This is a genomic window from Acinetobacter sp. C26M (assembly GCF_023702675.1).
GTDB lineage: Bacteria > Pseudomonadota > Gammaproteobacteria > Pseudomonadales > Moraxellaceae > Acinetobacter.
The window spans coordinates 2,016,435-2,039,613 of record NZ_CP098478.1; the positions used below are offsets into that span (position 1 = coordinate 2,016,435).

The 23,179-nt window shown below is 37.9% G+C and carries 19 protein-coding genes; 12 read left to right on the forward strand and 7 right to left on the reverse strand.

Annotation, left to right across the window (positions count from 1 at the left end):
- Positions 1 to 19: 19 nt before the first annotated feature.
- The 3 genes from NDN11_RS09190 to NDN11_RS09200 are packed head-to-tail and all read right to left on the reverse strand — an operon-like array spanning position 20 to position 2,721.
- Entirely contained in the window at positions 20 to 805 is a 786-nt protein-coding gene (locus NDN11_RS09190; protein WP_251109419.1) for an ABC transporter permease, read from the reverse strand.
- Complete coding sequence (locus NDN11_RS09195; RefSeq protein ID WP_251109420.1) at positions 805 to 1,644, reverse strand: ABC transporter permease; 840 nt, start codon at positions 1,642 to 1,644, stop codon at positions 805 to 807. Before NDN11_RS09195 ends, NDN11_RS09190 begins: the two co-directional genes overlap by 1 nt.
- Before the next feature lie 3 nt (positions 1,645 to 1,647).
- Complete coding sequence (locus NDN11_RS09200) at positions 1,648 to 2,721, reverse strand: ABC transporter substrate-binding protein (protein WP_251109421.1); 1,074 nt, start codon at positions 2,719 to 2,721, stop codon at positions 1,648 to 1,650.
- Positions 2,722 to 3,034: 313 nt separating this feature from the next.
- Between NDN11_RS09200 and NDN11_RS09205 the strand changes: the two genes are divergently transcribed.
- The 4 genes from NDN11_RS09205 to NDN11_RS09220 all read left to right on the forward strand — a co-directional run bounded on the left by NDN11_RS09205 (position 3,035) and on the right by NDN11_RS09220 (position 6,359).
- Entirely contained in the window at positions 3,035 to 4,168 is a 1,134-nt protein-coding gene (locus tag NDN11_RS09205) for an LLM class flavin-dependent oxidoreductase (protein ID WP_251109422.1), read from the forward strand.
- Positions 4,169 to 4,358: 190 nt separating this feature from the next.
- Entirely contained in the window at positions 4,359 to 5,186 is an 828-nt protein-coding gene (locus NDN11_RS09210; protein ID WP_251109423.1) for an energy transducer TonB, read from the forward strand.
- Positions 5,187 to 5,217: 31 nt separating this feature from the next.
- Positions 5,218 to 5,955, forward strand: coding sequence for a MotA/TolQ/ExbB proton channel family protein (locus tag NDN11_RS09215; RefSeq protein ID WP_167247244.1), 738 nt, complete (start codon positions 5,218 to 5,220; stop codon positions 5,953 to 5,955).
- The gene (locus NDN11_RS09220) at positions 5,955 to 6,359 is read left to right on the forward strand and encodes an ExbD/TolR family protein (RefSeq protein WP_004655022.1); all 405 of its coding nucleotides are present in this window, start codon (positions 5,955 to 5,957) and stop codon (positions 6,357 to 6,359) included. The genes NDN11_RS09215 and NDN11_RS09220 overlap by 1 nt, the downstream gene beginning before the upstream one ends.
- Positions 6,360 to 6,465: 106 nt before the next feature.
- Here NDN11_RS09220 and NDN11_RS09225 read toward each other — a convergent pair whose 3' ends face one another.
- Positions 6,466 to 8,049, reverse strand: a complete 1,584-nt coding sequence (locus tag NDN11_RS09225; protein ID WP_251109424.1) for an ABC transporter substrate-binding protein — start codon at positions 8,047 to 8,049, stop codon at positions 6,466 to 6,468.
- Positions 8,050 to 8,325: 276 nt separating this feature from the next.
- On the opposite strand from NDN11_RS09225, the gene NDN11_RS09230 reads away from it, so the two are divergent.
- From NDN11_RS09230 to NDN11_RS09250, 5 genes are all read left to right on the forward strand, one after another.
- Positions 8,326 to 10,938, forward strand: a complete 2,613-nt coding sequence (locus NDN11_RS09230) for a TonB-dependent receptor (RefSeq protein WP_251109425.1) — start codon at positions 8,326 to 8,328, stop codon at positions 10,936 to 10,938.
- Between the two features lie 238 nt (positions 10,939 to 11,176).
- Positions 11,177 to 13,510, forward strand: coding sequence for a TonB-dependent receptor (locus NDN11_RS09235; protein ID WP_353050819.1), 2,334 nt, complete (start codon positions 11,177 to 11,179; stop codon positions 13,508 to 13,510).
- Between the two features lie 19 nt (positions 13,511 to 13,529).
- A complete protein-coding gene (locus NDN11_RS09240; RefSeq protein ID WP_033133529.1) occupies positions 13,530 to 14,723 on the forward strand; it encodes an LLM class flavin-dependent oxidoreductase in 1,194 nt (397 codons plus the stop codon).
- An 89-nt stretch (positions 14,724 to 14,812) separates the two neighbouring features.
- A complete protein-coding gene (msuE, locus tag NDN11_RS09245; protein WP_251109426.1) occupies positions 14,813 to 15,538 on the forward strand; it encodes an FMN reductase in 726 nt (241 codons plus the stop codon).
- A gap of 143 nt (positions 15,539 to 15,681) precedes the next feature.
- Positions 15,682 to 16,560: a LysR substrate-binding domain-containing protein gene (locus NDN11_RS09250; RefSeq protein ID WP_251109427.1), complete on the forward strand. Its 879-nt coding sequence runs from the start codon at positions 15,682 to 15,684 to the stop codon at positions 16,558 to 16,560.
- Positions 16,561 to 16,652: 92 nt separating this feature from the next.
- Here the strand turns inward: NDN11_RS09250 and NDN11_RS09255 are convergent, their stop codons facing one another.
- Positions 16,653 to 17,354 carry an SDR family oxidoreductase gene (locus tag NDN11_RS09255; RefSeq protein ID WP_251109428.1) on the reverse strand — a complete coding sequence of 234 codons (702 nt, stop codon included), beginning with the start codon at positions 17,352 to 17,354 and terminating at the stop codon, positions 16,653 to 16,655.
- Positions 17,355 to 17,659: 305 nt separating this feature from the next.
- Between NDN11_RS09255 and NDN11_RS09260 the strand changes: the two genes are divergently transcribed.
- On the forward strand, positions 17,660 to 17,998 hold the full coding sequence (locus tag NDN11_RS09260; protein WP_251109429.1) for a hypothetical protein: 339 nt from the start codon (positions 17,660 to 17,662) through the stop codon (positions 17,996 to 17,998).
- 17 nt (positions 17,999 to 18,015) lie between these two features.
- On the opposite strand, the gene NDN11_RS09265 is transcribed toward NDN11_RS09260, so the two are convergent.
- Positions 18,016 to 18,252 carry a VF530 family protein gene (locus tag NDN11_RS09265; protein WP_016141020.1) on the reverse strand — a complete coding sequence of 79 codons (237 nt, stop codon included), beginning with the start codon at positions 18,250 to 18,252 and terminating at the stop codon, positions 18,016 to 18,018.
- A 532-nt stretch (positions 18,253 to 18,784) separates the two neighbouring features.
- Here NDN11_RS09265 and NDN11_RS09270 point away from each other — a divergent pair.
- Complete coding sequence (locus NDN11_RS09270; RefSeq protein WP_251109430.1) at positions 18,785 to 19,033, forward strand: hypothetical protein; 249 nt, start codon at positions 18,785 to 18,787, stop codon at positions 19,031 to 19,033.
- A gap of 903 nt (positions 19,034 to 19,936) precedes the next feature.
- Here the strand turns inward: NDN11_RS09270 and NDN11_RS09275 are convergent.
- Complete coding sequence (locus NDN11_RS09275; protein WP_251109431.1) at positions 19,937 to 21,331, reverse strand: hypothetical protein; 1,395 nt, start codon at positions 21,329 to 21,331, stop codon at positions 19,937 to 19,939.
- 754 nt (positions 21,332 to 22,085) lie between these two features.
- Here NDN11_RS09275 and NDN11_RS09280 point away from each other — a divergent pair.
- A complete protein-coding gene (locus tag NDN11_RS09280) occupies positions 22,086 to 22,802 on the forward strand; it encodes a hypothetical protein (RefSeq protein ID WP_251109432.1) in 717 nt (238 codons plus the stop codon).
- The last annotated feature ends 377 nt before the right edge of the window (positions 22,803 to 23,179 follow it).

Consider the following 23,179-nt stretch of genomic DNA (forward strand, 5'->3'; position numbering starts at 1 on the left):
TGTATTTTTAAATTAAAGGCTAAGCCCGCCATTGCAGCAGACGTTTTGAAATAAGATGGATACAGGCAGTCATTAAAATACCGCTGATCGTGACCGTAATTGCGCATACCAGTAGAATGTCCATTTCGGCATTAATTTCAGCTTTCATCATGAGATTGCCTAAGCCTGCGCCTGCATTGAATAACAACTCACTTGCCGTAGTTGTAATCCAAGTAAAGGGTACGGCTAAGTTTAGCCCCGTTAAGATATGTGGTAGGGCTTGTGGTAAACGGATTCTTTTAAACTCGTGCCAAAATGAAAACCGATACATGCGGGCGACTTCACTGTATTTTTCATCGTAGTGACTGAGTCCTTGAAAGGTATTAATGACCAAAGGGAAAAAAGATGCCAGTGCAATAATAAAGATCTTGGCTTCTTCACCATTGCCAAACCATAAAGCAATTAATGGAGTCAAACCGAGCAGAGGAATTTGTCGAATACTGTTAAACAGCGGAGAAACGAGTGCATTTAAAATTTTTGAATAGGCGAGTAAGGCACCTAAAATTAGTCCAGCTGTTGAACCCAATAAAAAGCCCAAGCCCGCTTTTCTCAGACTACCCCATGTATTCAGCCATAATTCACCAGTTCCCAACAGCTGAAGAAAAGCAAAATAAATATGCTGTAAAGGGACAAAGGCATAGGCATGACTAGAGCCTAGTCCTGAGTTGTATTGCCATAAAGCGAGCAATATCAATGGAAGTAATAGACCTTGTAATAGAACCACAGGCTGTTGTAATGCACCTTTCAAACTAAGTGATAGTGACATTATTTCCCCCTTGAACTGAGCGCAGGTGATATAAAGCGCTGTTCAACCAAACGTAAAAGTTTATCGAGACTAAAACCAATCACACCTGTGATAAATACTCCGACCATCACTACATCTAAACGAAGCATTTGTCGTCCTAGCTCCATCATCTGACCAATGCCAGTACCTGCTGCAAGTAATTCAACAGCGACTAAAATCAACCATGCTCGGCCTAAAGCGATTCGCAGTCCGCTGATTAATGGCGGTAATGTTGAGGGGATGACGATGTACCTAAGCCACGCTCGCGTTTTAAGTTTGTAGATTTGACCGAGTTCAATATATTGTTTAGGAATATTTTTCACTGCATCTGCTGTTGCCAAAGCAATCGGGAAAAAGCAGGCTTTGATAATGAGTAAAATTTTAAACAGTTCGCCAATCCCAAAAATGAGAATAAAAATAGGAATAAGGACGAAGATCGGAATCTGGTATAGGAGATTGAATAGAATATAAGTGTAATTACGGAATGTAGTGATTGAACCATAGGCAATTCCAAAAGCAATGGCACTGAATGCTGCAATAGAAAATCCATAAAACAACCGAAAAAGACTATCCTTTAAGTGCAGTTGTAGTTCACCACTTTGCAATAAACTCATAAATGTATTCCAAACCGTTGCGGGCGGAACCAAAATTTGAGTCGGAAAAATTTGTAAAGAGCAAATAAACTGCCATGTGAGTAAAGCCAATAAGGGCGAAATCATCGAGAGTAGCCGATACAACCGCTCAGCAGAAATTCTCCTCCATAGCGGAGGTCTAACTACAACGATATTCTTTTCAAGGGGAGGATTCACGAGCGTTTTCATCGCTTAGTCTCCCTGTTTATTCTGATGATCGTTTGCATGTAAATTTTGAATTGCTTGATCGGCAAATTTTGGATTTAACAGCTCATCTGCTTTTAAAGGCGTTTGAATCAACTGGTTTTTCACAGCATGATCAATGACTTTGGCATAGTGCTGTTTAAGGAAATCAACTTTGTATTCAGGTGACCAATCCTGTTGCCATGTACTTGCACTATTTTGACTTTCACGTTGAATCACATTTAAAGGTTGACCAAACTTGGTTTGACTTTGCTGAAATTCATCTTGGTGTTGGGATATCCAGTTCATTGCTCTAACTGTTGCGTCAGCAAGTAACTGAGTGGTCTCTGGGTATTGTTCAATATAGTTTTTACGTCCCCATAATTCTGCACGCATTTTCCAGTCAGCAGGCAAGGATTGAGATGACCAGATAATTTTACCGAGATGGCGGTCTTGTAAAGTTAGTGCATCACTTAAAGTAAAAAATGCATCCACACTTTTGGCAGATAAAGCTGCTGCACCTGCTTGAGGGTTTAGGTTAATAATTTGAAAGTCTTTGAGGGTTAAACCTTTGCTTTGTATCAGTTGACCAAAATTGATTTCCCAAGGACGGCCACGGTGTAAAGCAATTTTTTTACCTTTTAAGTCCTCAATACTTTTTACCTGTGAATCAGGTGGCACAATCAGATAGACATTATTACCAATCCCCCCAGGCACAACAATTTGTGTTCTGACCCCAGTTGCATTCAGTACGACAGCTGGTAGATTGCCATAAAAAGCAAAATCAATTTTATTGTTCAGGAAACTTTCATTCACTAAAGTCGCTACAGCAGCAGTTGTTACTGGCTCCCATTTCAACTCAATATGTTGTTGCTTTAAGGCCTTGAGAAAAATAGGGTCTTGAGAGATGAGTTGTGGTACGCCAATAAAGTCCAGACTACCTGATGTTCCATTGGCTACAACAGCAATACGCAACTGTTGCTGAGTAGGTTTACTCTCAGATGCTTGTTGGTTTTGTTTTGCATCGCAAGCAACGAGTCCTAAAAGGCTAAAACTTAAAAATAAGCTAGAAAGAATACGCATATCGTCATAAGAATTAAAAAATATAGAGGGATAGAGCAAGAACTAAGCCAAAATAATTAATACATAAAAATCAATTATTTATTATTTTTTATACGGACTATTGTTTTTGAGTCAGTCATGTATGCTGTGAAACAGACATTTAAATGTATAGAAGTGTTGAAATTTCAACACTACATTTTGGCATGTTTTTATAAAGTTTAAATAAAACAATAGCATATGTTAAAAAAATAGCGAATAAAAAGCGGCATGATTTCTGCTCATGACATAGCTAACGAACACGATGTCGTGAAATGTTTAATTATTGAGAACTATTATGTCAGTTGAGTTTTTATGGAGAATTCCTGTTCATGGGGATGGTCGTCGAGCACATCAGTTACATACCCGTGGTGAATGGAATCAGTTAAATCCAGCAATTCAATCTCCACAACGCGTGGCACCGCAACATGAAGATTCGTTGTTTGCCTACTATGATTATGTACAGCAAGTAGCAAAAGCAGCGGATATTGTTGGTTTCCATGGCGCATTGATTCCTGCTTTTCCTCACACTGAAGAGCCTTGGGTATTGGCTTCAGCATTGGCTCGGGAAACCAAACGACTTCGACTTTTGATTGCGATTCAGCCATGGTTTATTCATCCAGCCTATGCCAGCCAAATGGCTGCCAGTTTACAACGTTTAAGTCAGGGGCGAGTAGAGTGGAATGTCATTTCAGGTGGAGGCGGTGCGCAGCAACGCGCTTACGGTGATTTTATTGAACATGACCAGCGCTATGCACGCACCAACGAGTTTTTGGATTTTGTAAAAGGTTATTCACATCATGCTCCATTTGACTATGCTGGCAAGTTTTTCCATGTTGAGCAGGGTGGGTTGAGATACCCAATGAATCAATATGATGTCCCTCGGTTATGGTTGGCTGGTGCGAGTGATGCCGCTCTACAAGTCGCAGGACGCCATGCTGATATTCATTTAACTTGGGGTGAACCTGTTGAGCAGCAGAAAAAAGTCATTGAACAGGCGCAAGCATTTTTTGAACAAAACTCGCCTGATCGTAAAGTTAAATTTGGTATGCGTATTGATATACTAGCAAGGCCTACACAAGAGCAAGCTTTTCAGGAGCTTAAACAGATGTATGAAACCATTGCTGTTGATGGTCACGCATTTGAACGAAAAGATACTGAGTCGGTTGGAGCAAAACGTCAGCAGGCCTTGGCGCAGGGCAATCGTTTCGAAGACTTATTTGTAAGTCCGAACGTTTGGGCGGGGATGTCCAATGTACGTGGTGGACCAAACTGTATTTTAGTGGGTAGCTATGAACAGGTTGCAGAGCGTTTGCAAGAATATATTGATATTGGTGTTGGTCATTTCATTTTAGCCAGTAACCCTCATTTGGAAGAAGCCTATCGGGTAGCAGAAGAGGTCTTACCACTGGTTGGATATAAATTAAAATAATAAATTTAGATCCCTTTGAGATATCAAAGGGATCTTGTTGTTTGAACAGCAAAATACTGTCTGAAAACCAACATTTTGAATATCAATTAGCTACAAAATATTAATTAAAAAAATATAAATCAAATACTTATATTGTTGGCATGACTTGTGCAATTTTTTATTCAATATTTTATTTTTCATTTAAATCCTTATGAGTGAACTAATATTTAACTCGCATAAACGAGCACTGCTATTTGAACAATATGCACCTGCATCTGGTTCAAACAATATATCAGATCCATTGACACGACATTCCTTGGAGGTGATCCAACCATCGCCACCTCAATTGAATAAAGTGTTGATTGCAATTATTGCAGTTGCTTCAGCACATTTGGGAATTTGGTATATCGCAAAACACTTGCCTACACCGACTTTGGACATTCATAAGCCAGAACCCGTGGTGATTGAAATTGTAAAACCTGAACAACCACCCAAAGTGATTGAACCTAAAATTCCTCCTGTAACAGAGAAACCTAAAATTCCACCGGTTGTGCAAAAGCCAAAACCAATCGTTAAACAGCTTGAACAACCCAAACCTCTACAGAAAGCGGTGGAGCAACCTAAACCCGTTGCAAAAGCAGTCACTCAGCCTACCCCACAAAAAGTTGAAGAGGCTGTCGTAACCAAAGAGGTGGTACCTGCACCTGTTCAGAAAGTAGTTGAACCTGTGAGGTCGGTCGATGACAACTTAGCTGTGACTGAAGCGAAAGGATATGCAGGCTATCTAAGTAATCCTGCACCCGAATATCCAGAACAGGCACTCGAACGGGGTTGGGAAGGTTCCGTGATTTTAAGGGTCAAAGTGCTCGCAAATGGTAGCCCTGACACGGTCAGTGTCAAGCAAAGTAGTGGCAAAAAACTTTTAGATAGCGCTGCTGTAAGAACAGTAAAGCAATGGAAATTTTCACCCGCTTTAAAAGGTAAAACACCTATAGAGGGTTGGGTCGATGTTCCAATTCATTATCAATTACCGAAATAAATTTAATTTTATAGATTAAGAGGATATTTACATGACTGACATTAATTCATTGATCCATGACGGCACCATCTGGTTATTGGTTGCTTTCTCTATTGTGACTTGGGCACTGGTTGTCATCAAAATAGTTCAGACCCAAAGAGCATCAAAACAAGATAAACGTTTTGTAGAGGCGTTTTGGAAAGCAAAAAATTTATCTGACGCCGTGACTAAATCTGAATCGGGTCAAGGACCAGCAGCACGTGTTGCAAATGCAGGGTTTAAAACACTGATAGAAGCAGATGAAAAAACACACCATGACTTGCAAAACAGTTGGAGCCGTCAGGACTTACTGGAACGTCACTTACGCAAACAAATTTTAACTGAACGTCGTCAATTAGAGAAAGGTTCAGCGCTATTGGCGTCTATTGGAAACAATGCACCCTTTATTGGTTTGTTTGGAACAGTATTCGGGATCATTCATGCTTTACAGGCGATTGCCCATTCTGGGAATGCAAGTATGGATGTCGTTGCTGGGCCAATTGGTGAAGCACTGATTGCAACAGGAATTGGTATCGCTGTTGCTGTACCTGCGGTGCTTGCTTATAACTACTTTGTACGTAAAGTTAAAGCGATTGGTGCAGACTTAGATGATTTTGCAACAGATTTTGTCAGTTTAAATCAAAAGGCTGGTTTTCAATTACCGACTGCTAAAACCAAAAATACGGCTGACAATACGATTCTGAATGATGCTTCAACAAAAGAAGTGAAAGAGAAAGGAGTATTTGCATAATGGCAATTTCAACCTCTCAAGATGATGATGTGGTGAGTGAAATCAACATTACACCGTTGGTGGATGTGATGTTAGTTTTACTCATTGTCTTTATCGTCACAGCACCTTTGTTGACCAATACGGTAAAAGTAAATTTACCTAAGGCTGCACCGACTCAGTCAACTGATCAGAATAAAGCTGTCGTGATTAGTGTTAATCCACAGGGTGAGATATTTTTGGATAAGGACAAAGTTTCACTTGCAAGTTTTGAACAAGAAATTCAGTCACGCAAGAATAGCAACCCGAAGCTGGCTTTGAACCTAAATGCGGATGAAACTGTTCCTTATGGGACAGTGGCAAAATTATTGGCAAGTATTGAACGTGTAGGCGTAGATAAATTATCGGTGATTACTGTTCCTCAATAATCTCAACTTTATCTTAAATAGCTGCTTCGGCAGCTTTTTTAATTTATTCTACCGGCAGAATAAAAATCCCCTCATCAAGAGGGGAAGCAAAGTTAAACGGATGTGCTTAAGCCTTCCATAATTTCTCAAAACGCCACGTTGGAAAAATAGTATGTTCTGGGGCTAGGCCTCCAATATTTTTTGTGGCTGCATCAATGGTATGGCTAAATCCCCAGATCAGCATTCCACCACGTTCGTGTTGAATTTTCTGTGCTTGAGTCAAATACACTTTTCGCTTTGCTAAATCTGGTTCGGCAAGCGCCTTATAAAACAACTCACTATATTCAGGATCTTTAAAATTGATTTTATTGGTTGTTGAAATCGGTGCATCGTTGACAACAGCAGTAGATAAATAGGGTGTGCCGACATTGGTTGCGTTACTTGACAGTTGCCATTTATTGCGATCTGGTCCATTAAAAGTTGCAGCATCGACTTGTTTGACTCGTATATTTACATTGGCAAGTTTTGCTTGTTCTGCAAAGATCAATGCAGGCTGGGCGCTGCCAGCAGGTGCAACAAGTTCAACACTTAAACCATCTTTAAAACCAGCTTGTGCCAATAATTTTTTTGCTTGCTCAATATTTTGCTGACGTTGGGGTAAGCTAAGAAAAGCAGGGTCCTGTGGTGAGTAAAGATCATTGGCAATACGTCCCTGACCATTTAACCCGCGTTGTACAAGCTCTTCACGATTGGCAATTAAACGGAATGCCTGACGGACTTTAGGATCATTAAAAGGGGCTTGTTGAGTATTAAAGTCAAAACCATTATGGGTATTTGTTTCAGAACGAATGGTTTGAATATGTTTTGCCTGTTCCAGAATTTTAATGTATTCAGGAGAAATGGCATTGGCGACATCAATCTGTCCTGCTAATAAGGCATTTAAACGCGAGACCTGATCTTTAAAATCAATCACCTCAAAACTGTCTGCATAAGGTTGATCCGCTTTAAAATAGTTTTCAAAACGGGTGAAGACAGAACGCTGACCAGGGATAAACTGTTTGACTTTATAAGGTCCAGCACCGACTGGATTGTGGATTGGATCAAAGTCGGTAGGTACGATTCCACCAAAATTCACCCAAGTTTCAGGTAGTGTAACGAAACCAGCAATTGAATTGATAAAAGGAATACGAACGGTATATTCATCTAATTTTTGAATGCGATCCCGATCAATCCATTGCACCAGACTTCGAAACGGTGAGGCAAGCTTTGGGTCAGTTAAACGCTTTACTGAGAAAATCACATCATCGGCAGTCATTGTTTTACCGTGATGGAATTCTAGACCTTTACGTAGACGAATGGTCCATTCACTCGCATTATGATTTGGTTCAGCAAATTCAGCCAAGGCAAGACGTGGGAGCATATTTTCATCCCATTCCCATAGCTTGTTATATATGGCAAAACCTCGGGTAATTCCTGCGCTTGAAGTAGATAGATGTGGGTCTAAACTGCCTGACTGTTGTCCACCAATTAGACCCAAGCGAATCGTTCCACCATGTTTGGGAGTGAGTGAAGATGGGCGCTGTACTTCAGTATCCGTTTGTGGTGATTGATCGCAGCCAGACAAGCTCCCTATTAAAGAAACACCACCTAATGCGCTAAGACTTTGTGCTAAAAACTTTCGACGTGACAATAGAATTGATCGACTTGTCATTATAAATACTCATATTGGATAATCATCTGTTAGGGACTTGCAGAATAAATGCCAAATATTTACTTATATTTATCAGTATCTTAATTAACTATGGTTTTTGTTTACTGTCTTTATTTCAACAAATCTGTTGAAAAAATAAACATTTATAAAGCTGATATCTAAATATATAAAAATTAAAAACTATTAAATCAATATCTTGGGTGTTGTTTGAAGGCTGTTTAATGATTGGCATAGGCCTTGCGTAACGTACTGTAAATTTACTTTACTGAGTATGATATGAAGCAGACTTTTCAATTAAAACCTCTAGTAATTGCCTTAGCATTTTCGGGGGCATCTTTACCCATACATGTATTTGCCGAAGAAACCCAAAATACATTGGCAAATACTGAAAGTGATGTGATTACTTTGGCAGATGTCGTGGTGACTGATGCAAATAAAAAACAAACTGTTGTTCCCAAACGTAAAGTGACTTCAATCTATGGAACGGATAGCTCAGTATTAGACACACCTCGTGTGGTGTCCCAAGTATCGGAACAACAATTTCGTGAAGATGTGATCCGTAGTGCAGATGATCTTGTTAAATATGCGCCGAGTATTACCCGAGGTGGAGGACAAAATGCCAATTTCGCACCACAGATACGCGGACAAAATTCAGAGGTCTTCCAGGATAGCCAACGAATTTATAGTACCCGTCATCCGACCAATTTAAATGCATATGAAGCGGCTGATATTGTGGCAGGGCCAACGGGAGTAATTTTTGCACCCACTTCAGGTTCAGGTGGATATATTAATTATCTCACTAAAAAACCTAACTTTAATAAAGCAGAAACAACGATTTCTGGTTCGGTTGGTTCAATCTATGCAGGAAAAGGTACAGAACCTAATTTTTCTGTCAGTATTGATCATACAGCCCCAATCTCTAAAGAACTTGCATTTCGTGTCAGTGCAACAGCCCAAAAAACTGATGATTTTTATGACAATGTGAAAAATAATTTTAATGCATTCTATGGCGCCTTAGCTTGGCGTCCAGATGACAGTCTACGTGTCGACTGGAACATCAGTTATGACGATTATTATGATTTTAACGTGACACATGGTTGGAATAGGGCAACACAACAATCAGTTGATAGCCGTCAGTATTACAAAGGTAGGGCTACGCCAATTATTCAAAATGGTTCAGCTTTCTGGTCACCTGTATTTGAATCTGGAGCTGCGAATTCCAAAGTGATCGGTTGGCAGAATCGACAAAGGAATGATAAAAACCAATATATTGCTGTAGGCCCAGTTCAAACAACACCTTTACCTAATGCAACAGCAAATCAGGCTGGAACGATTCGAGGTTGGGTCTATGATCCATCTATACCCGGTAATGGATTGGTCAAACTAGACGATAATATTTCTGGTCGCAGCGAAGATAAAAATAGTGCCAAACGATTCAGCACCCAATTAAAATTAGTTAAAGATTTGAATACGCATTGGTCTGTTTCGAATAGTACGCTTTATCAAAACAGCAAGGATTTAGGTGATTCGGTTGGGAGTTTCTTTACTGATCTGGAGCATGAGTTATTTGATAATCGCCTAGAATTCCTCGCAGATTATGATTTCGAATTGTTTGGCCTGAGAGTGAATAATAAAGGCAGTACTGGAGGAGCATTTCGCCGTGAAGAGTTTACTTCTTTAGCAGCCAATAATAGTTTTAATATTAACCCTTATGATCTGACCAATGATCCTTCTCAAAAAAATCCAGGGGATTTACTGGGCTTGGTTAACAATAGCAGTTCAACAGGAGGCTGGATTGGACAGGCGGGTGTTCCTAAATATTCTCAATACTTTGGTTATTTAAATCTGCCAAGAATGTATCCAGTCGGCCATGGCTTATATGCTGAAAAAGGGGGTTTCCCTCCCAATGGAGGTGGTGCTGTTTATACAGGAACAGGGTCTTGGGATACATGGAGTGTGTTTACTCAGCAGAATTTTACTTTTAATGATGTGTTTGGCATTAATCTTGGGATTAATCATAGTTCAATCAAAGCCAAACTTGAAAACCCGTTGGTCTTAGTGCCGACAGATGTCCGTTCAGATCGTAATAAATATAGTTTGCTCAGTTATCAAGCCAGTACATTTATCAAGCCGACAGAAAAAACTACCCTGTATTTTACTTATGACAAGAGCACTGCACTCAACACAGGTGTTTTTGGCCCATTTCTCATTTGGGGTGCAGGCAATCAGCTCAATCCTTTAGCTTTTGACAGTCAAAGTGAATTAAAGGAATTAGGATTTAAATATGAGCCGATTATCGATCAACTATTTCTCACATTAAGCGGATTTGAGCAGAAGCGAGATTTATCACCTGATACCAATGGCAATATGGCACGCTTTGAAGTGAAAGGGATTGAATCTTCACTACGCTGGCAACTGCAAAAAAATATTGCGATAGGTGGAAACTTAACTTATTTGAATGCGGAATATAGCTCAATTATTCCAGCTGGATTTTCTCCCTTTGGCTTCCATGCAGATAATGCGACTGTTTGGGGGGACAGTAATGGGTTAAACCAGCGCAAAGCTGGTCGTTATGATGCAGCGGGAATTCCGAAATACTCTGCCAGTGCTTATGTAGATTATCAACATCAATCAGGTTTTGGTGTAAATCTGTCAGGTTGGTGGACCAGTAACTGGTATACCAATTTAAGTCAAACGGTTAAAGTTCCAAATAACTATAATTTAGATTTGGGATTATATTATCGACAACCCCAATGGACAGTGGGCTTAAATATTCTGAATTTAACCAATGAACGTAATTTTGTGAATGGTTTAGCTGGGGCAAATAGTGAGTTCTTGCAGCCGATGCGTCCGTTAACGGTGCAGGGACAATTTAGTTATAAATTTTAAATACATGAATATTTCGAATTCTTAATAGTCATACAGTTGTATGGCTATTTTTTTCTTTCATTTTTCAAAAACAAACAATGTTGGAATAACAACAACAACATAAGAAAAAATGTTTATCTATCAGCAAAATCTGATCGCAAGTTTTACTTTTATTTCTTAAGATACTGAAATTTATAAAATAAATTAAGTGGCATAGAAGTTGCCAATATAAGAATAGATTTATTTAAATGGAGTCACCATGTTTAAGGTCACAAAAATTAGGCAGAGTATTTTAACTGCTATGTGGGGAGTAACAGCGAGTGTTTCGACATTGGCTTTGGCAAATGAAGAGATCGATACAGGCATCACAGCTGAGCAACAGGCACAGGTGGTCAATGCAAAAGATGTCAAAAAGTTAAGTGATGTGATTGTAACAGCACAATATCGAGCACAAAATATTCAAAAAGTTCCAACTGCGATTACGGCTGTTTCTGGTAAAGATTTGGCTGCCAAGGGCTCAACCTTTATTGGTGATGTTTTAACGTATACACCGAATGCAGCAGCGGAAAATCCAGATGGTGATAGTCGACCACGTTGGTATATCCGCGGTTTGGGTACAGGGGATGTTGCGGCATCGACTGTATTTCCAGTTGGAATTTATGCAGATGGTGTTTATTTGAATGCTCCCGTTGCAGGTGCAGGAGACTTATTTGATCTAGAGCGTATCGAGGTTCTACGTGGGCCACAAGGGACGCTTTACGGTAAAAATACTACAGCAGGTGCGGTTAATTATATTTCCAAACGACCAACTTTCTCAGAAAAACCAAATGGCTATGCAACGATAGGTGTAGGTGATCATAACCTACGTACTTTTGAGGGGGCTGCCAATGGCAAAGTCTCAGACAATATTGCGGTACGGGGAGCTTTTTATTCTGAAGATCGTGATGGCTATGCAAAGAATTTAGCCAATGGTGAAGATTATGGTGATGTTGATAAGAAATCTTTCCGTTTCCAGATTTTAGGTAAAGTGAATGACCAATGGAATGCATTAGTCAATTTACATAGCCAAACCTATAATGGTTTAGGAAACAATGGTTCCTTAAGTATTGGGAAATACTGGGGAATTTATGAAAGACCAGAGGGACGTAACACCAATTTAGATTTAGATGAAAGTAATAAAATTCAGCATGATGGTGCTTCACTCACTTTAAATGGTGATTTGGGAGGAGGTCACAGCTTTACCTCAATTACTGCTTTTGACAAGACTACACAAAAGTCGATTTCAGATGGTGATTACACACCTTATGACGTTGCACGTAGTTATAGCGATAATGAATGGCGTCAATATAGCCAAGAATTTCGAATTTCATCCGATGCAAACAAACGTTTAAGTTGGATTGCAGGATTACATTATTTTAACGAAGATTTAGATTCTACGGGTGTTGGTGCACGGGTCAAGAAAACGCTGCCAAATGGTACTGCTGCACAGACGGCATCAACCACAGCATTTAGAGACATCACTTATAACCAAGCCACACAAAGCTTTGCCATATTTGGAAATAGTACCTATAAATTTACAGATAAATTTAAGGTGACTGGTGGACTACGCTGGACCAGTGAAGAAAAAGATATTGATCTCGATCTGACTCAGATTACAACAGGTGACTATACAAAAGGTAGTTGGTGGAAAAAAGAGGGGTATAGCAATGCCGTCTATAACCCAACTCCAAATGCGAATGGTTCAACAAGCCGTAAGAAAACATGGAATGAGTTGACCTATGACATTACACCAGAATATGAAATTACACCTGATTTAAATACTTATTTCAGATTTGCACGTGGATTCCGTTCAGGTGGTTTTAATACTGGTTTATCCAGTAGCCTAACCCAACTTGCGGACGTTAACCCTGAATATTTAAACAGTTACGAACTCGGTTTGAAGTCTAGCTTATTGGATGGGGATTTAGTCGCAAATGCCAATATCTTCTATTACGACTATAAAGATATCCAAACCAACTTACTAGTTGCAACAGAGGGACAAGGGGGCGGTGTTACTTCAGTTTTAGCTAATGGACCCAAAGCAGAAGTTAAAGGTGCAGAGTTAGAGCTTGATTATTTAGCCACTGAAAATCTACGTTTACGTTTTGCAGGCGCTTATTTAGATAGTGAATATACTGACTTCGTTGACAAGAACCCAGTAACCAATGTGGTCAATGCTGACAATACTGGCAACAGTTTAGTCCGTTCACCAAAATATACCATCGGTGTTGGTGGTGAATACACCTTCAATTTAAATGATGGTGCTCGTATCGTTGTTGGTACTGACGCAAGCTATCGTGACCGTGAATATTTCTTGGTGAATCGCCAAGACTATTCGGTTGATCCAATCCTAAGCCAAAAATCGTATACCTTGTGGAATGCCAATATTGGTTATCACAGCGCAAATAATAAATATCAGGTCAATACCTATGTTAAGAATTTGCTAAACGAAGAATATCAGGTACACGGCCGTCCAAATGGCCCAGCAGGACAATATGTTTTAACCTACGGAAACCCACGCCAAGTTGGTGTTTCTCTCACAGCCAAATTCTAACTGTTATACGGAGAACATCATGGGAATTGAATTTTTTACTCGTTTACCTTTGCATGGTGAGGCTGAGTTTTTGGCAGGCGATCCTCGTAATCGTGGTGATTGGGCGCGGGTATCTGGCGTGGAAAATACTGGAGCAACATCCAACTATCAAGTGGGTGATGACTTTACCTATATTGACTATTTAGCACAGGTGGCGCGTGCAGCAGAAATCAATGGCTTCGCAGGTGCTTTGATGGTCAATGCACCAACAGGAGAGGAACCTTGGACGGTTTGTTCGCTATTGGCCAGAGAAACCAAGCGACTAAATTTTGTGACTGCATTCCAGCCTTATCACTTTAGTCCATACAATGCAGTACAAAGTGCAGCAACCTATCAGCGTGCAACAGGTAACCGCCTCGTATGGAATATTATTAATGGTGGATCTGAGGTGATTCAGCGTCAAGTTGGCGATGCTACACCACACGATGACCGCTATATCCGCGCAACCGAGTTTCTCGATGTTGTAAAAGGCTATTGGTATAACGAATCCTTCCATTATCAAGGTAAATATTATTCTGCTGAGGGTGGAGGATTAAAATATCCACTCAATAAAGCAGAGTTACCCATCATTTGTACGGCAGGTTCTTCTGAAGCCGCACGTGAGTTTGGTGCAAAGCACGCAGATTATTATTTAATGCGTGCCGAAAAACCAAGTGAAATTGCAGCACTTATCGCTGATGTACGTAAACGTGCTGCAAAATATGGACGTGACAATATTAAGTTTGGTTTATCTATCGATACGATTGCTCGCCGTAGTGAACAGGAAGCTTTGGCAGAGGCACAACGTTATCTAGATGAGGCAGCAGAGAAGCAACGTTTACATGCATCAGCAGCCCATGCAGGGCTCAGATCAGCGCGGGTACTTAGCTTTGAAAAAGAATATGCGGATAAAGATGGCAGTAAAAATGTGAATGATTTCTTCATTCATCCCAATGTTTGGTCTGGCTTTGGCTACATTGGTATCCCACCAGGTGTTGCTTTGGTAGGGAGCTATCAACAAATTGTTGAACGCATCAAGGAATATAACAGTATCGGAATCGACTTATTCTTCTTAGCCGGTTATCCGCATTTAGAAGAAGCTTATCGCTTGGGTGAACATGTTCTACCACATTTTAAAAATCAACGTCAGGCGTTACAGCGTATTCCAGAAGAGTCAAAGTACCGTATTGCCTAGATCACACTCGATCCTATTCAACCAAGGCTTTAAATAGAAGTCTTGGTTTATTCCATATTAGTCATCGTTTTATTTTTTAAAGGCCAAATATGTCATATTCAAATGATAAACCTCTCAACATCGTCGCAGTTTCAGGTGGTCTTAACAGCCCATCAAAAACTGAAAGCTTGATTCAAACTATTTTGGATGAATTAGCACAAGCAATAGAAATAAATGTGAAGTTTGTAAAACTCAGTGAGATTGGGCCTTTGTTGGGTGGTGCAATTTATCGAAGTCAGTTACCCAAACAAGTACAAGATGATCTGGCTGCTATTGAAGCTGCTGATGCTTTAATTGTTGGTACGCCAGTTTATCGTGCTTCTTTTACAGGGCTGTTCAAACATTTATTTGATTTTGTTGAGCAGACCGCTTTAGTGGATGTCCCAGTATTATTGGCAGCATCGGGTGGAAGTGATCGCCATGCTTTAGTACTCGAGCATCAACTTCGCCCTTTGTTTAGTTTTTTTCAGGCGCAGACTTTGCCTATAGGCGTTTATGCAACAGATCGAGACTTTGCACCTGAATATACGGTCAAAAGTGAAGCATTGAATGAGCGTATTTTGCTTGCTGTTGCTCGAGCTTTACCAATTTTGCAATGGGCACCAGCTAAAGGATTGCGTGAGCAAAAGGTTAAAGCTAAATCAGAAAAGGCCAATCAAGATTTAAGTATCAATAAACAAGTTGAACAAGATTCCATACTACCATCTGTAGAGGTGCCAGATTTAGATGTTGCTGAGGCAAGATTACATAGCAAAAGAGCTGTAAGTGTTTTATGACTTCTTAAATAGCGGGGAAGTACAGCAATTTTGTAAGAGTAAAATGAATATAAAGAGCTTTATGCAATCATGGATGATGCATAAAGCTTGTATACGATCAACAAAAAAATTAGAGTGTAGAAAAACTACTTTCTTATGTGTTTATGGTATCTCGTAGAAAACTTCCATCTTTAAATGCCTTACGTGCATTTGAAACAGCCGGGAGAAAGTTAAGTTTTCGTGCTGCTGCTGATGAATTGGGAGTGACTCAGGGTGCAATCGCACAGCAGGTTCGAGCATTAGAAGAACATCTCAAGGTTACTTTATTTCAACGACTTCCTCGGGGATTGTCTTTGACGCCTGAAGGAACAAAGTATCTGGTCGATATAACGCGTGCTTTTGATATTATTGCTGAATCAACAGAATCACTGCTAGACCAGCCAGATCGTGTAACTATAAGTGTGACACCAACGATTGCGACCAAAATATTGATCCCTCGATTAGGTGATTTTCATGCAGTACTACCTGAAATAAATTTATGCACACTTGCAACTGAAGCGATATCAGACTTTGATCGCGATCAAGTTGATATCGCGATAAGGCTTACCCAACAATCATTTCCAGAAAATCTAGAAGCACAATTATTGTTTCATCAAGAACTTATTGCTGTAGCGAGTCCTGATTTTGTTAGGGATCTAACGCTTCCTCTTGAACTTGAACAGTTGATTCGTATGCCATTGCTACATGATGCCCATGATCATTGGTCAAATTTTCTGAACACTAATTCGAAATTAGCTGGAGCTGTATTTAATCAAACAGCGTTGGCAATAGATGCTGCTTTGTCTGGGCAAGGAGTAGCTTTAGTATGCCGAGCATTTGTGGATGCTGATATTCAATCAGGAAAACTCATACAAGTCACTCTGGAAACAAAAACTGTCGAAGCAAGTTATTATCTTGTCAGAAAGAAAAGCTCGCATCCGAATAGCACAGTCGATAAAATTTGGCAGTGGTGTATCGAATATTTAGGTACTAAGCAAAAATAAAAACTGATACTGATTATCCTGATGAGATCAGTTTTTATTTTAAAGGGATAATATATAGATAATTTATCCCTTCAAATTTTTATTCAAAATCATTATACAGAGCGAGTTAAGCCACCATCTACTCGGATATTTTGTCCTGTGATATAGGCCGCGCCATCCGACGCAAGGAAAGCGACTGTAGCTGCAATCTCTTCTGTTGAACCATATCGTTTCATTGGAACACTATTAGCGCGTTCGTCTGTTTTTGGTAGACTATCGATCCACCCAGGCAAGACATTATTAATACGAATATTATCAACAGCATATGTGTCTGCACAAATCTTGGTAAAAGCTGCTAATCCTGAACGAGCAACTGCAGACGTTGGAAATAGTGAACTTGGCTCAAAAGTCCATGCACTGGAAATGTTGACAATCACGCCGTGTTTTTGTTGTTGCATGATTGGAATTACTAAACGAATAGGACGTACAGCATTGAGAAAATAAGTATCTATACCATCATGCCAATCTTGGTCGGTTAACTCTAAAATTCCTTTGCGTGGGCCATGTCCAGCACTGTTAACTAAAACATCTATACGTCCCCAACGAGCCAGCGTTGCATCAATAAGGCGTTGAATATCTTGGATTGATTGATTAGAACCAGTAATGCCTAAGCCATTCAGTTGTTCTGCAAGAATTTCACCTTTACCTGATGAAGATAGAATTGCAACTTTGTATCCATCCTCTGCTAGTTTTTTTGCAACAGCTGCGCCCATACCACTTCCAGCGGCTGTAACAATAGCAACTTTCTCAGTCATGATTTTTACCTCTTAATGTCATTCGGAATATGAAAGAGTTAACTAATTTTAAAATAATATTAAAGTTCAACAGTGTGCTGAGCAAACGATAAATTTTCGTTAAATCCAGTAGAAAATCTACAGGCTTGATCCTTAATCGAATCAAGTTTAAAAAAAGGGACATCCTAAAAAACAAGCTGAACAGGTCTAATGAGAACTATGTGTAATCCTGAATATGTGCTGTTACAACATGTGTAAATTGCTAGATTCTCTCATAAGATTATTTCAGTATAGATCCAGACATTAGAATTTACAGGACAAGAATCATGGCAATAAGACAACGTATCTTATTAAAATATATTGCTATTTTTAGTTTTTTGGCAAGTTCTGCTGTGAGCAGCGTAACTTTCGCAAGTTCTGAGCAGTCATGGAACAAACATGATCAGGAAATAAAAGCGGCTTGTATAAAAGCGAGTCAACTTAAAAATGCCAAGACAGTAAGCAATGTCATGCTGTTTGATGATCGTGTTGGATATTCGGCACTTCTGATTGAAGGAAAATATCCTCAAGCACATATGAAAAACAAAACAGGGCAAGAGCTTTGTTTATGGAACAAGACCTCGAAGAAAGCTTATTTAACCGAAACAAACATGAAAGCGCATTGAAGTCATAACTTTGATAGCTACGATTTCTGTTTGGCTTTTTGGCGTAAGACATACAAATATAAGTTTTCTACTTTTTCACGTGCCCATGGTGTAGTACGTAAGAATCGCAATGATGACTTAACACTTGGATCTATGCAAAAACATCTAATTTCAATTTTACGACTTAAGCCTTCAAAACCACCGTAGTAATCCAATAATTCATCCAAAATGTCAGCAAGTTTTTTGCCGTGTAGAGGGTCATTGGAGGTATTCATAATAGATCAACCATATTTTGGGAGACCATCATTATAACCTGAGCGAGTTGAAAAATCAGAGGGTTAGCATTTAAGCGTAATTAACGATGTGCGCTGAAATAGCAGGAGACATTCACTTGGGAAATTCTAGGCAGCCGACTTGTAAAAATTTTCTGCCATTTATGGAATGAGAACTCGAAGTCAGCAACCTGAATTATGATGGTAGAGATTCAAATTGATGAGTTGTGGTAAGAAACACGTCATGCGACATATAAGTTGTCATTTCTGCAATCTAATAATCAATAACTTAATGCTTTAAATGACAAAGAATGTCAGCAGTCAACGACACATAAGTTGTCATTTTTATACTCAATGTATTCAATTGCTTGAAGTAAATATTTCAAAAATCAATTAAGCCCTCATATATTCTTCAAAACTATTTTTATCCAAAAAGATTTTTATTTAATTCACTATTTTTATATGACATTGGGCTAAAATAGCTATTATGTTATTCGTCAGCTTAACCAAATTTAATCAAAATAAGGTTTTAGATATGAAAATTAACAGCTTAGAGGATGAAAGTGATATAGCTACCGCAGCAGCTAGGGAACTTTGTAAAAGTTTTATTGTGAATGCACGTATCAACACAGTACTTTATGTGGAGAATGATGCAATATGGAGCAAGGCTCCTAATAGCCCTCCCGTCTTAATTAAAAAATTGTCTGGACGCAACCCTGAGCTGACAAAAAAAATTGATAGATCAGTCACTTATAAATTTAAAAAACGGAATGTTAGTACATAAAATAAATAGTTCATACTAAGCAGTAGCTCTCTAGCACAAATATAATAGTGGTATGAGAGCTTTGAATATCAATGACTATGAGTTTTTAACAGATGATTAGCATGTAAAAGAGAAATGGTATTCTGACTCCGAATTAAGTTCCTTTCATATCATAGGAAAAGATAAAATTGCTTTATTAGATACAAGTTTATATATAGGTGAAGAGGGGCGCTTTGAAGCTAGTGAAATCTTACAGACAATAGGAGTTCCAACTTTTTCACCTATAGTATATGCTGCCACATATGCTAGAGCAATTACTGATGAAATTATTGCAGAAGCATTTTTGACCATAGAACTAATGGCAGTAAAACTATTTTGATATATTTCATTGCATGATTTTGATAGCTATATACCAAAGATGCTGATAAACAACGTGTCTATGTACTACTTGAGAAAGTCATAAAGCTTTTATCATAAGTACAATCCGATCATGTAAAAGAATGGTTATATCAAGCAAAGTGTAAGTTTGGAGACTTAACTCTTGAACAAAAGAAAATCTGTAGTGCATGGCTCATTGCTCAATCGAATGCTCGACAAGCATTTCCAGAAGAAGTAGTCAATGCATGTAGAAAAATTCAAATTCAAGACTAAAAAGAATACTAGATGGTGAAAAAAAATATTGTAGAAGAAGATTAGATCTCTTGAAAAATGGTATGAGCTAAATAGTATTAAGCACTAGAATTAATCTAATTAATATATACTTGCTAGCTCAGACCTGAGATAATATTTAGTTATTCAAAAATTGACTGTAACTTATTTTTCTTTAATAAATGAGTTAAATACAATGAATGGTTACCCTATTGAGTTGATGAAAAATTGTGTCTTTATCAAAAAAGCACTCCAATGAAGTGCTTTTTAATAAAATTAGATAATTAATAAATCATCATGTTCAGACATTAACTTACTGGTGATCCCGTAACTCTTTTTATCATTTGAATATTCTTTTGGAAAAATTGCTTCATAAATAATACCTCTAGGACCAACTGATGACATTTCTATTGAATAGCCATCTTTTCCTTTAATCATATCAAATTTGTACACACCCTTTTGAAAGTTATAGAACCCCTTTAGATCTAATTCTAAATTTCCTTGTTTTATTATAGGAAAGGGTATTTTAGCAATTGAACCAACCAATCCATCCAAGTGAAGTGGTGCAATAACCGCATTTGCACCATTTTGTACATATCTCAAAAGCCTATTTGATATAGTGATATCAGTTTTAATGTTTAAGACGCGAATATCATGCAGAATTTCTTTACTAAACTTCTCGGCAATTTCACCATGGCAGACTGCAGACTTGTGAAGTACAACTATATCAACGCCAAGGTCATCAGATAAATCAAGAGGTTTATAATGTTCCTGTAGAAGATTTTCGACTAAATCCATATCACAATTTTCATTCACATTCACATATAACATTCTTAAAGCATTTTCATGTGCTGGTGAATTATCAAGAGTTTTTTTAATATTTGTTATCTCTTTAACAATATTTTTAACAAATCTAGTTTGCTCATTCTTGTTTTCAGGACCCATCAGATTTAATTGCCAAGATCCACTGTTAGGACTCACACCTGCTGCAGTCAGAGTCGTTGAATGCATCATCAGCTCACCTCCTCTATAGTAATTAATATTTTCTGGCTTTGATGAATTTTCTATGGCTCTATATAAGCTTTTAAATAAAGCTTCATTAAATGAAGTATTTATTTGAATAGTTAGAGAAATATTTTTCTTATGAGCTGCTGCTTTTAATTTTAATATATCTGCCAACTTCTGGCAGTAGTTTTCAAATTCTTTATGTTTATCCGACTTTCCAAATTTTTTTAAAGAAACAACAAATTCAACATTTGGAGTTCTGATTTCCACATCGTAAGCTTGTTGAGCCTTTTTTGCAGGAATTATTTCTCCTATAGTTCCAAATAATGACCCACAGTATATGATTTCACGAAGGAAACCTTCTGATTTTCCATGAAATTTAGCTTGTTTCTTAACAGTTTTTGCAGTTGAATCTAGCCATTCATTGATACTGTCCCCATTCATTGCTTTTAGAGAGTGAATGGCCTTTCCCAAGGCAAATAGCTCATTTGTTGCTAGAGCATCTTTCCTTTTCCAAAGTATAGGTAAAACCCCTAATGATTTGTCTGAATTTAGATAATCCGCTTTAAAAAGTTCTTCTACAGATTTCAAATAGCTTTCAATAACTTCTTTAGAATAATCATCTGTGATCAAATGATTAATCGAACGCTTAAAAATTTCAGACATCAAGATCACTATTCTTTTTAAATTGGAAATTATATTATCCAGATTTATTTTTTATTTTCCAGCTATTTAAATAAAAATTTCTCTCAGCCTGTATGGTAAACATTAATACTCATATTCCAGCTCTGAGGCTCTTTTTCAGTTCCATGCACTAGAAGTTCAATGCATTAATCCAATTTGTGAATTTTTAAAATGGAATGAGAAGAAGTCTACATGTAAGTTATTTCTTATCACTAAATAGCAATCAAGCACATGGCCAAATTCGTGTACTAAAACCTCAATTCTTGACCAAATGTATTAACAAGTTATCTGGTTCAAAGTGTACAGTTGATCCATTTGACACATGTCCCTCTTGAGCCAAATGTAACCCCGAGCTTCTTAAACAAGAATGAAAAGGTAGTTCCGTTTATGAATTGATTCTAACCAAGTAGCAGATAGATGCCATAAGACCTGAGCTCCTGCAATTAGGTTCAATTCAACAGCTTTTAGATAATAGTATAAAATTAGCAAACTTAGAGAATGCTATAGATTCTCGAATTTCGGGCTATGAAACAGCTTACGTTGATTGTATTACTAACTAAAAAGAACTTGAAAATAAGTTAGAGAATTTACAACAAAAAATACTTTTAAATATCTACAGGCCAAGTGGATTAGATATTAATATAAGTAAATTAACAAGTGAGAATGAAAATTCCTTGGAATAAGTTGGATATATCTGTATGTTTTTAAATATATAAACCATAAATGGTGAAACGACATGCTCTATGAAGAATTAGCAAAAATACAATTCTCAAAGCAACTATACATAAGTGGTACAAGAGCTTTAAATATCAATGACTATGAATTTTTAACAGGTGATTGGCATGTAAAAGAGACATGGCATCCTGATTCTAATTTAAGTTCCTTTCATATCATGGGAAAGGGGAAAATTGCTTTATTTGATACAAATGTATATTTAGGTGAAGAGGGAGTCTTTGAAGCTAGTGAAATCTTACAGACAATGGGAGTTCCAACTTTTTCACCGACAGTCTATGCTGCCACACATGCTAGAGCAATTGCTGATAAAATTATTGCAGAAGCATTTTTGGCTATAGAACTAAATGGCAGTAAACTATTTAGATATATTTCATTACATGATTTTGATGATTATATGCCAGAAGATACCGATAAACATCGTGTCTATGAACTACTTGAGAAAGCCATAAAGCTTTTACCGCAAGAACAATCCAATCATGTAAAAGATTGGCTATATCAAGCAAAATGTAAATTTGAAAACTTAACTCTTGAACAAAAAAAAATTAGAAGTGCATGGTTAATTGCGCAATCGAATGCTAGACAAGCATTTCCAGAGGAGGTAGTCAATGCATGTAGAAAAAATTCAAATTCAAGACTAAGAAGAATATTAAATGGAGAAAAAACTGTTGACGAAGAAGAGTCAGTGCTCTTAAAAAAGTGGGAAGAGCTTAATAGATGATTTTTTTACACTTTTCATAGATTGATCTCATAATTTCTTTTTAGATAAAAATCAATACAGCATAAATATATTTTTGCTGCGTAAACCAAGATTTTGTAACATTCTTCCAAGAGCATGTTAAGTATAGAAAGTTTATGAGCTTTATCAACTAGAGTAACTTTAGTTTTGAATTCTGCTACGTGGTTACGACGTTAACTTTGAGTCTCCAAAAAGCAAACATTTCTCATGCTTAAGGGGGAGTTGATGATCACTTATAGTCATGCTCTAAAATCCTTGATTCACATCATATCACGCAAAATACTGTCTTCTTTATACCAATAAAATCCAATGAATAACTCAATCTAAAGTTTTATTTACTTAACCTTTTAGTCTTTCAG

What these genes read in the sequence shown, in the direction of transcription:
- NDN11_RS09190 (WP_251109419.1), bottom strand. Translation starts at nt 805, where the DNA reads ATGTCACTATCACTTAGTTTGAAAGGTGCATTACAACAGCCTGTGGTT.
- NDN11_RS09195 (WP_251109420.1), bottom strand. Translation starts at nt 1,644, where the DNA reads ATGAAAACGCTCGTGAATCCTCCCCTTGAAAAGAATATCGTTGTAGTT.
- NDN11_RS09200 (WP_251109421.1), bottom strand. Translation starts at nt 2,721, where the DNA reads ATGCGTATTCTTTCTAGCTTATTTTTAAGTTTTAGCCTTTTAGGACTC.
- NDN11_RS09205 (WP_251109422.1), top strand. Translation starts at nt 3,035, where the DNA reads ATGTCAGTTGAGTTTTTATGGAGAATTCCTGTTCATGGGGATGGTCGT.
- NDN11_RS09210 (WP_251109423.1), top strand. Translation starts at nt 4,359, where the DNA reads ATGAGTGAACTAATATTTAACTCGCATAAACGAGCACTGCTATTTGAA.
- NDN11_RS09215 (WP_167247244.1), top strand. Translation starts at nt 5,218, where the DNA reads ATGACTGACATTAATTCATTGATCCATGACGGCACCATCTGGTTATTG.
- NDN11_RS09220 (WP_004655022.1), top strand. Translation starts at nt 5,955, where the DNA reads ATGGCAATTTCAACCTCTCAAGATGATGATGTGGTGAGTGAAATCAAC.
- NDN11_RS09225 (WP_251109424.1), bottom strand. Translation starts at nt 8,049, where the DNA reads ATGACAAGTCGATCAATTCTATTGTCACGTCGAAAGTTTTTAGCACAA.
- NDN11_RS09230 (WP_251109425.1), top strand. Translation starts at nt 8,326, where the DNA reads ATGAAGCAGACTTTTCAATTAAAACCTCTAGTAATTGCCTTAGCATTT.
- NDN11_RS09235 (WP_353050819.1), top strand. Translation starts at nt 11,177, where the DNA reads ATGTTTAAGGTCACAAAAATTAGGCAGAGTATTTTAACTGCTATGTGG.
- NDN11_RS09240 (WP_033133529.1), top strand. Translation starts at nt 13,530, where the DNA reads ATGGGAATTGAATTTTTTACTCGTTTACCTTTGCATGGTGAGGCTGAG.
- msuE (WP_251109426.1), top strand. Translation starts at nt 14,813, where the DNA reads ATGTCATATTCAAATGATAAACCTCTCAACATCGTCGCAGTTTCAGGT.
- NDN11_RS09250 (WP_251109427.1), top strand. Translation starts at nt 15,682, where the DNA reads ATGGTATCTCGTAGAAAACTTCCATCTTTAAATGCCTTACGTGCATTT.
- NDN11_RS09255 (WP_251109428.1), bottom strand. Translation starts at nt 17,354, where the DNA reads ATGACTGAGAAAGTTGCTATTGTTACAGCCGCTGGAAGTGGTATGGGC.
- NDN11_RS09260 (WP_251109429.1), top strand. Translation starts at nt 17,660, where the DNA reads ATGGCAATAAGACAACGTATCTTATTAAAATATATTGCTATTTTTAGT.
- NDN11_RS09265 (WP_016141020.1), bottom strand. Translation starts at nt 18,252, where the DNA reads ATGAATACCTCCAATGACCCTCTACACGGCAAAAAACTTGCTGACATT.
- NDN11_RS09270 (WP_251109430.1), top strand. Translation starts at nt 18,785, where the DNA reads ATGAAAATTAACAGCTTAGAGGATGAAAGTGATATAGCTACCGCAGCA.
- NDN11_RS09275 (WP_251109431.1), bottom strand. Translation starts at nt 21,331, where the DNA reads ATGTCTGAAATTTTTAAGCGTTCGATTAATCATTTGATCACAGATGAT.
- NDN11_RS09280 (WP_251109432.1), top strand. Translation starts at nt 22,086, where the DNA reads ATGCTCTATGAAGAATTAGCAAAAATACAATTCTCAAAGCAACTATAC.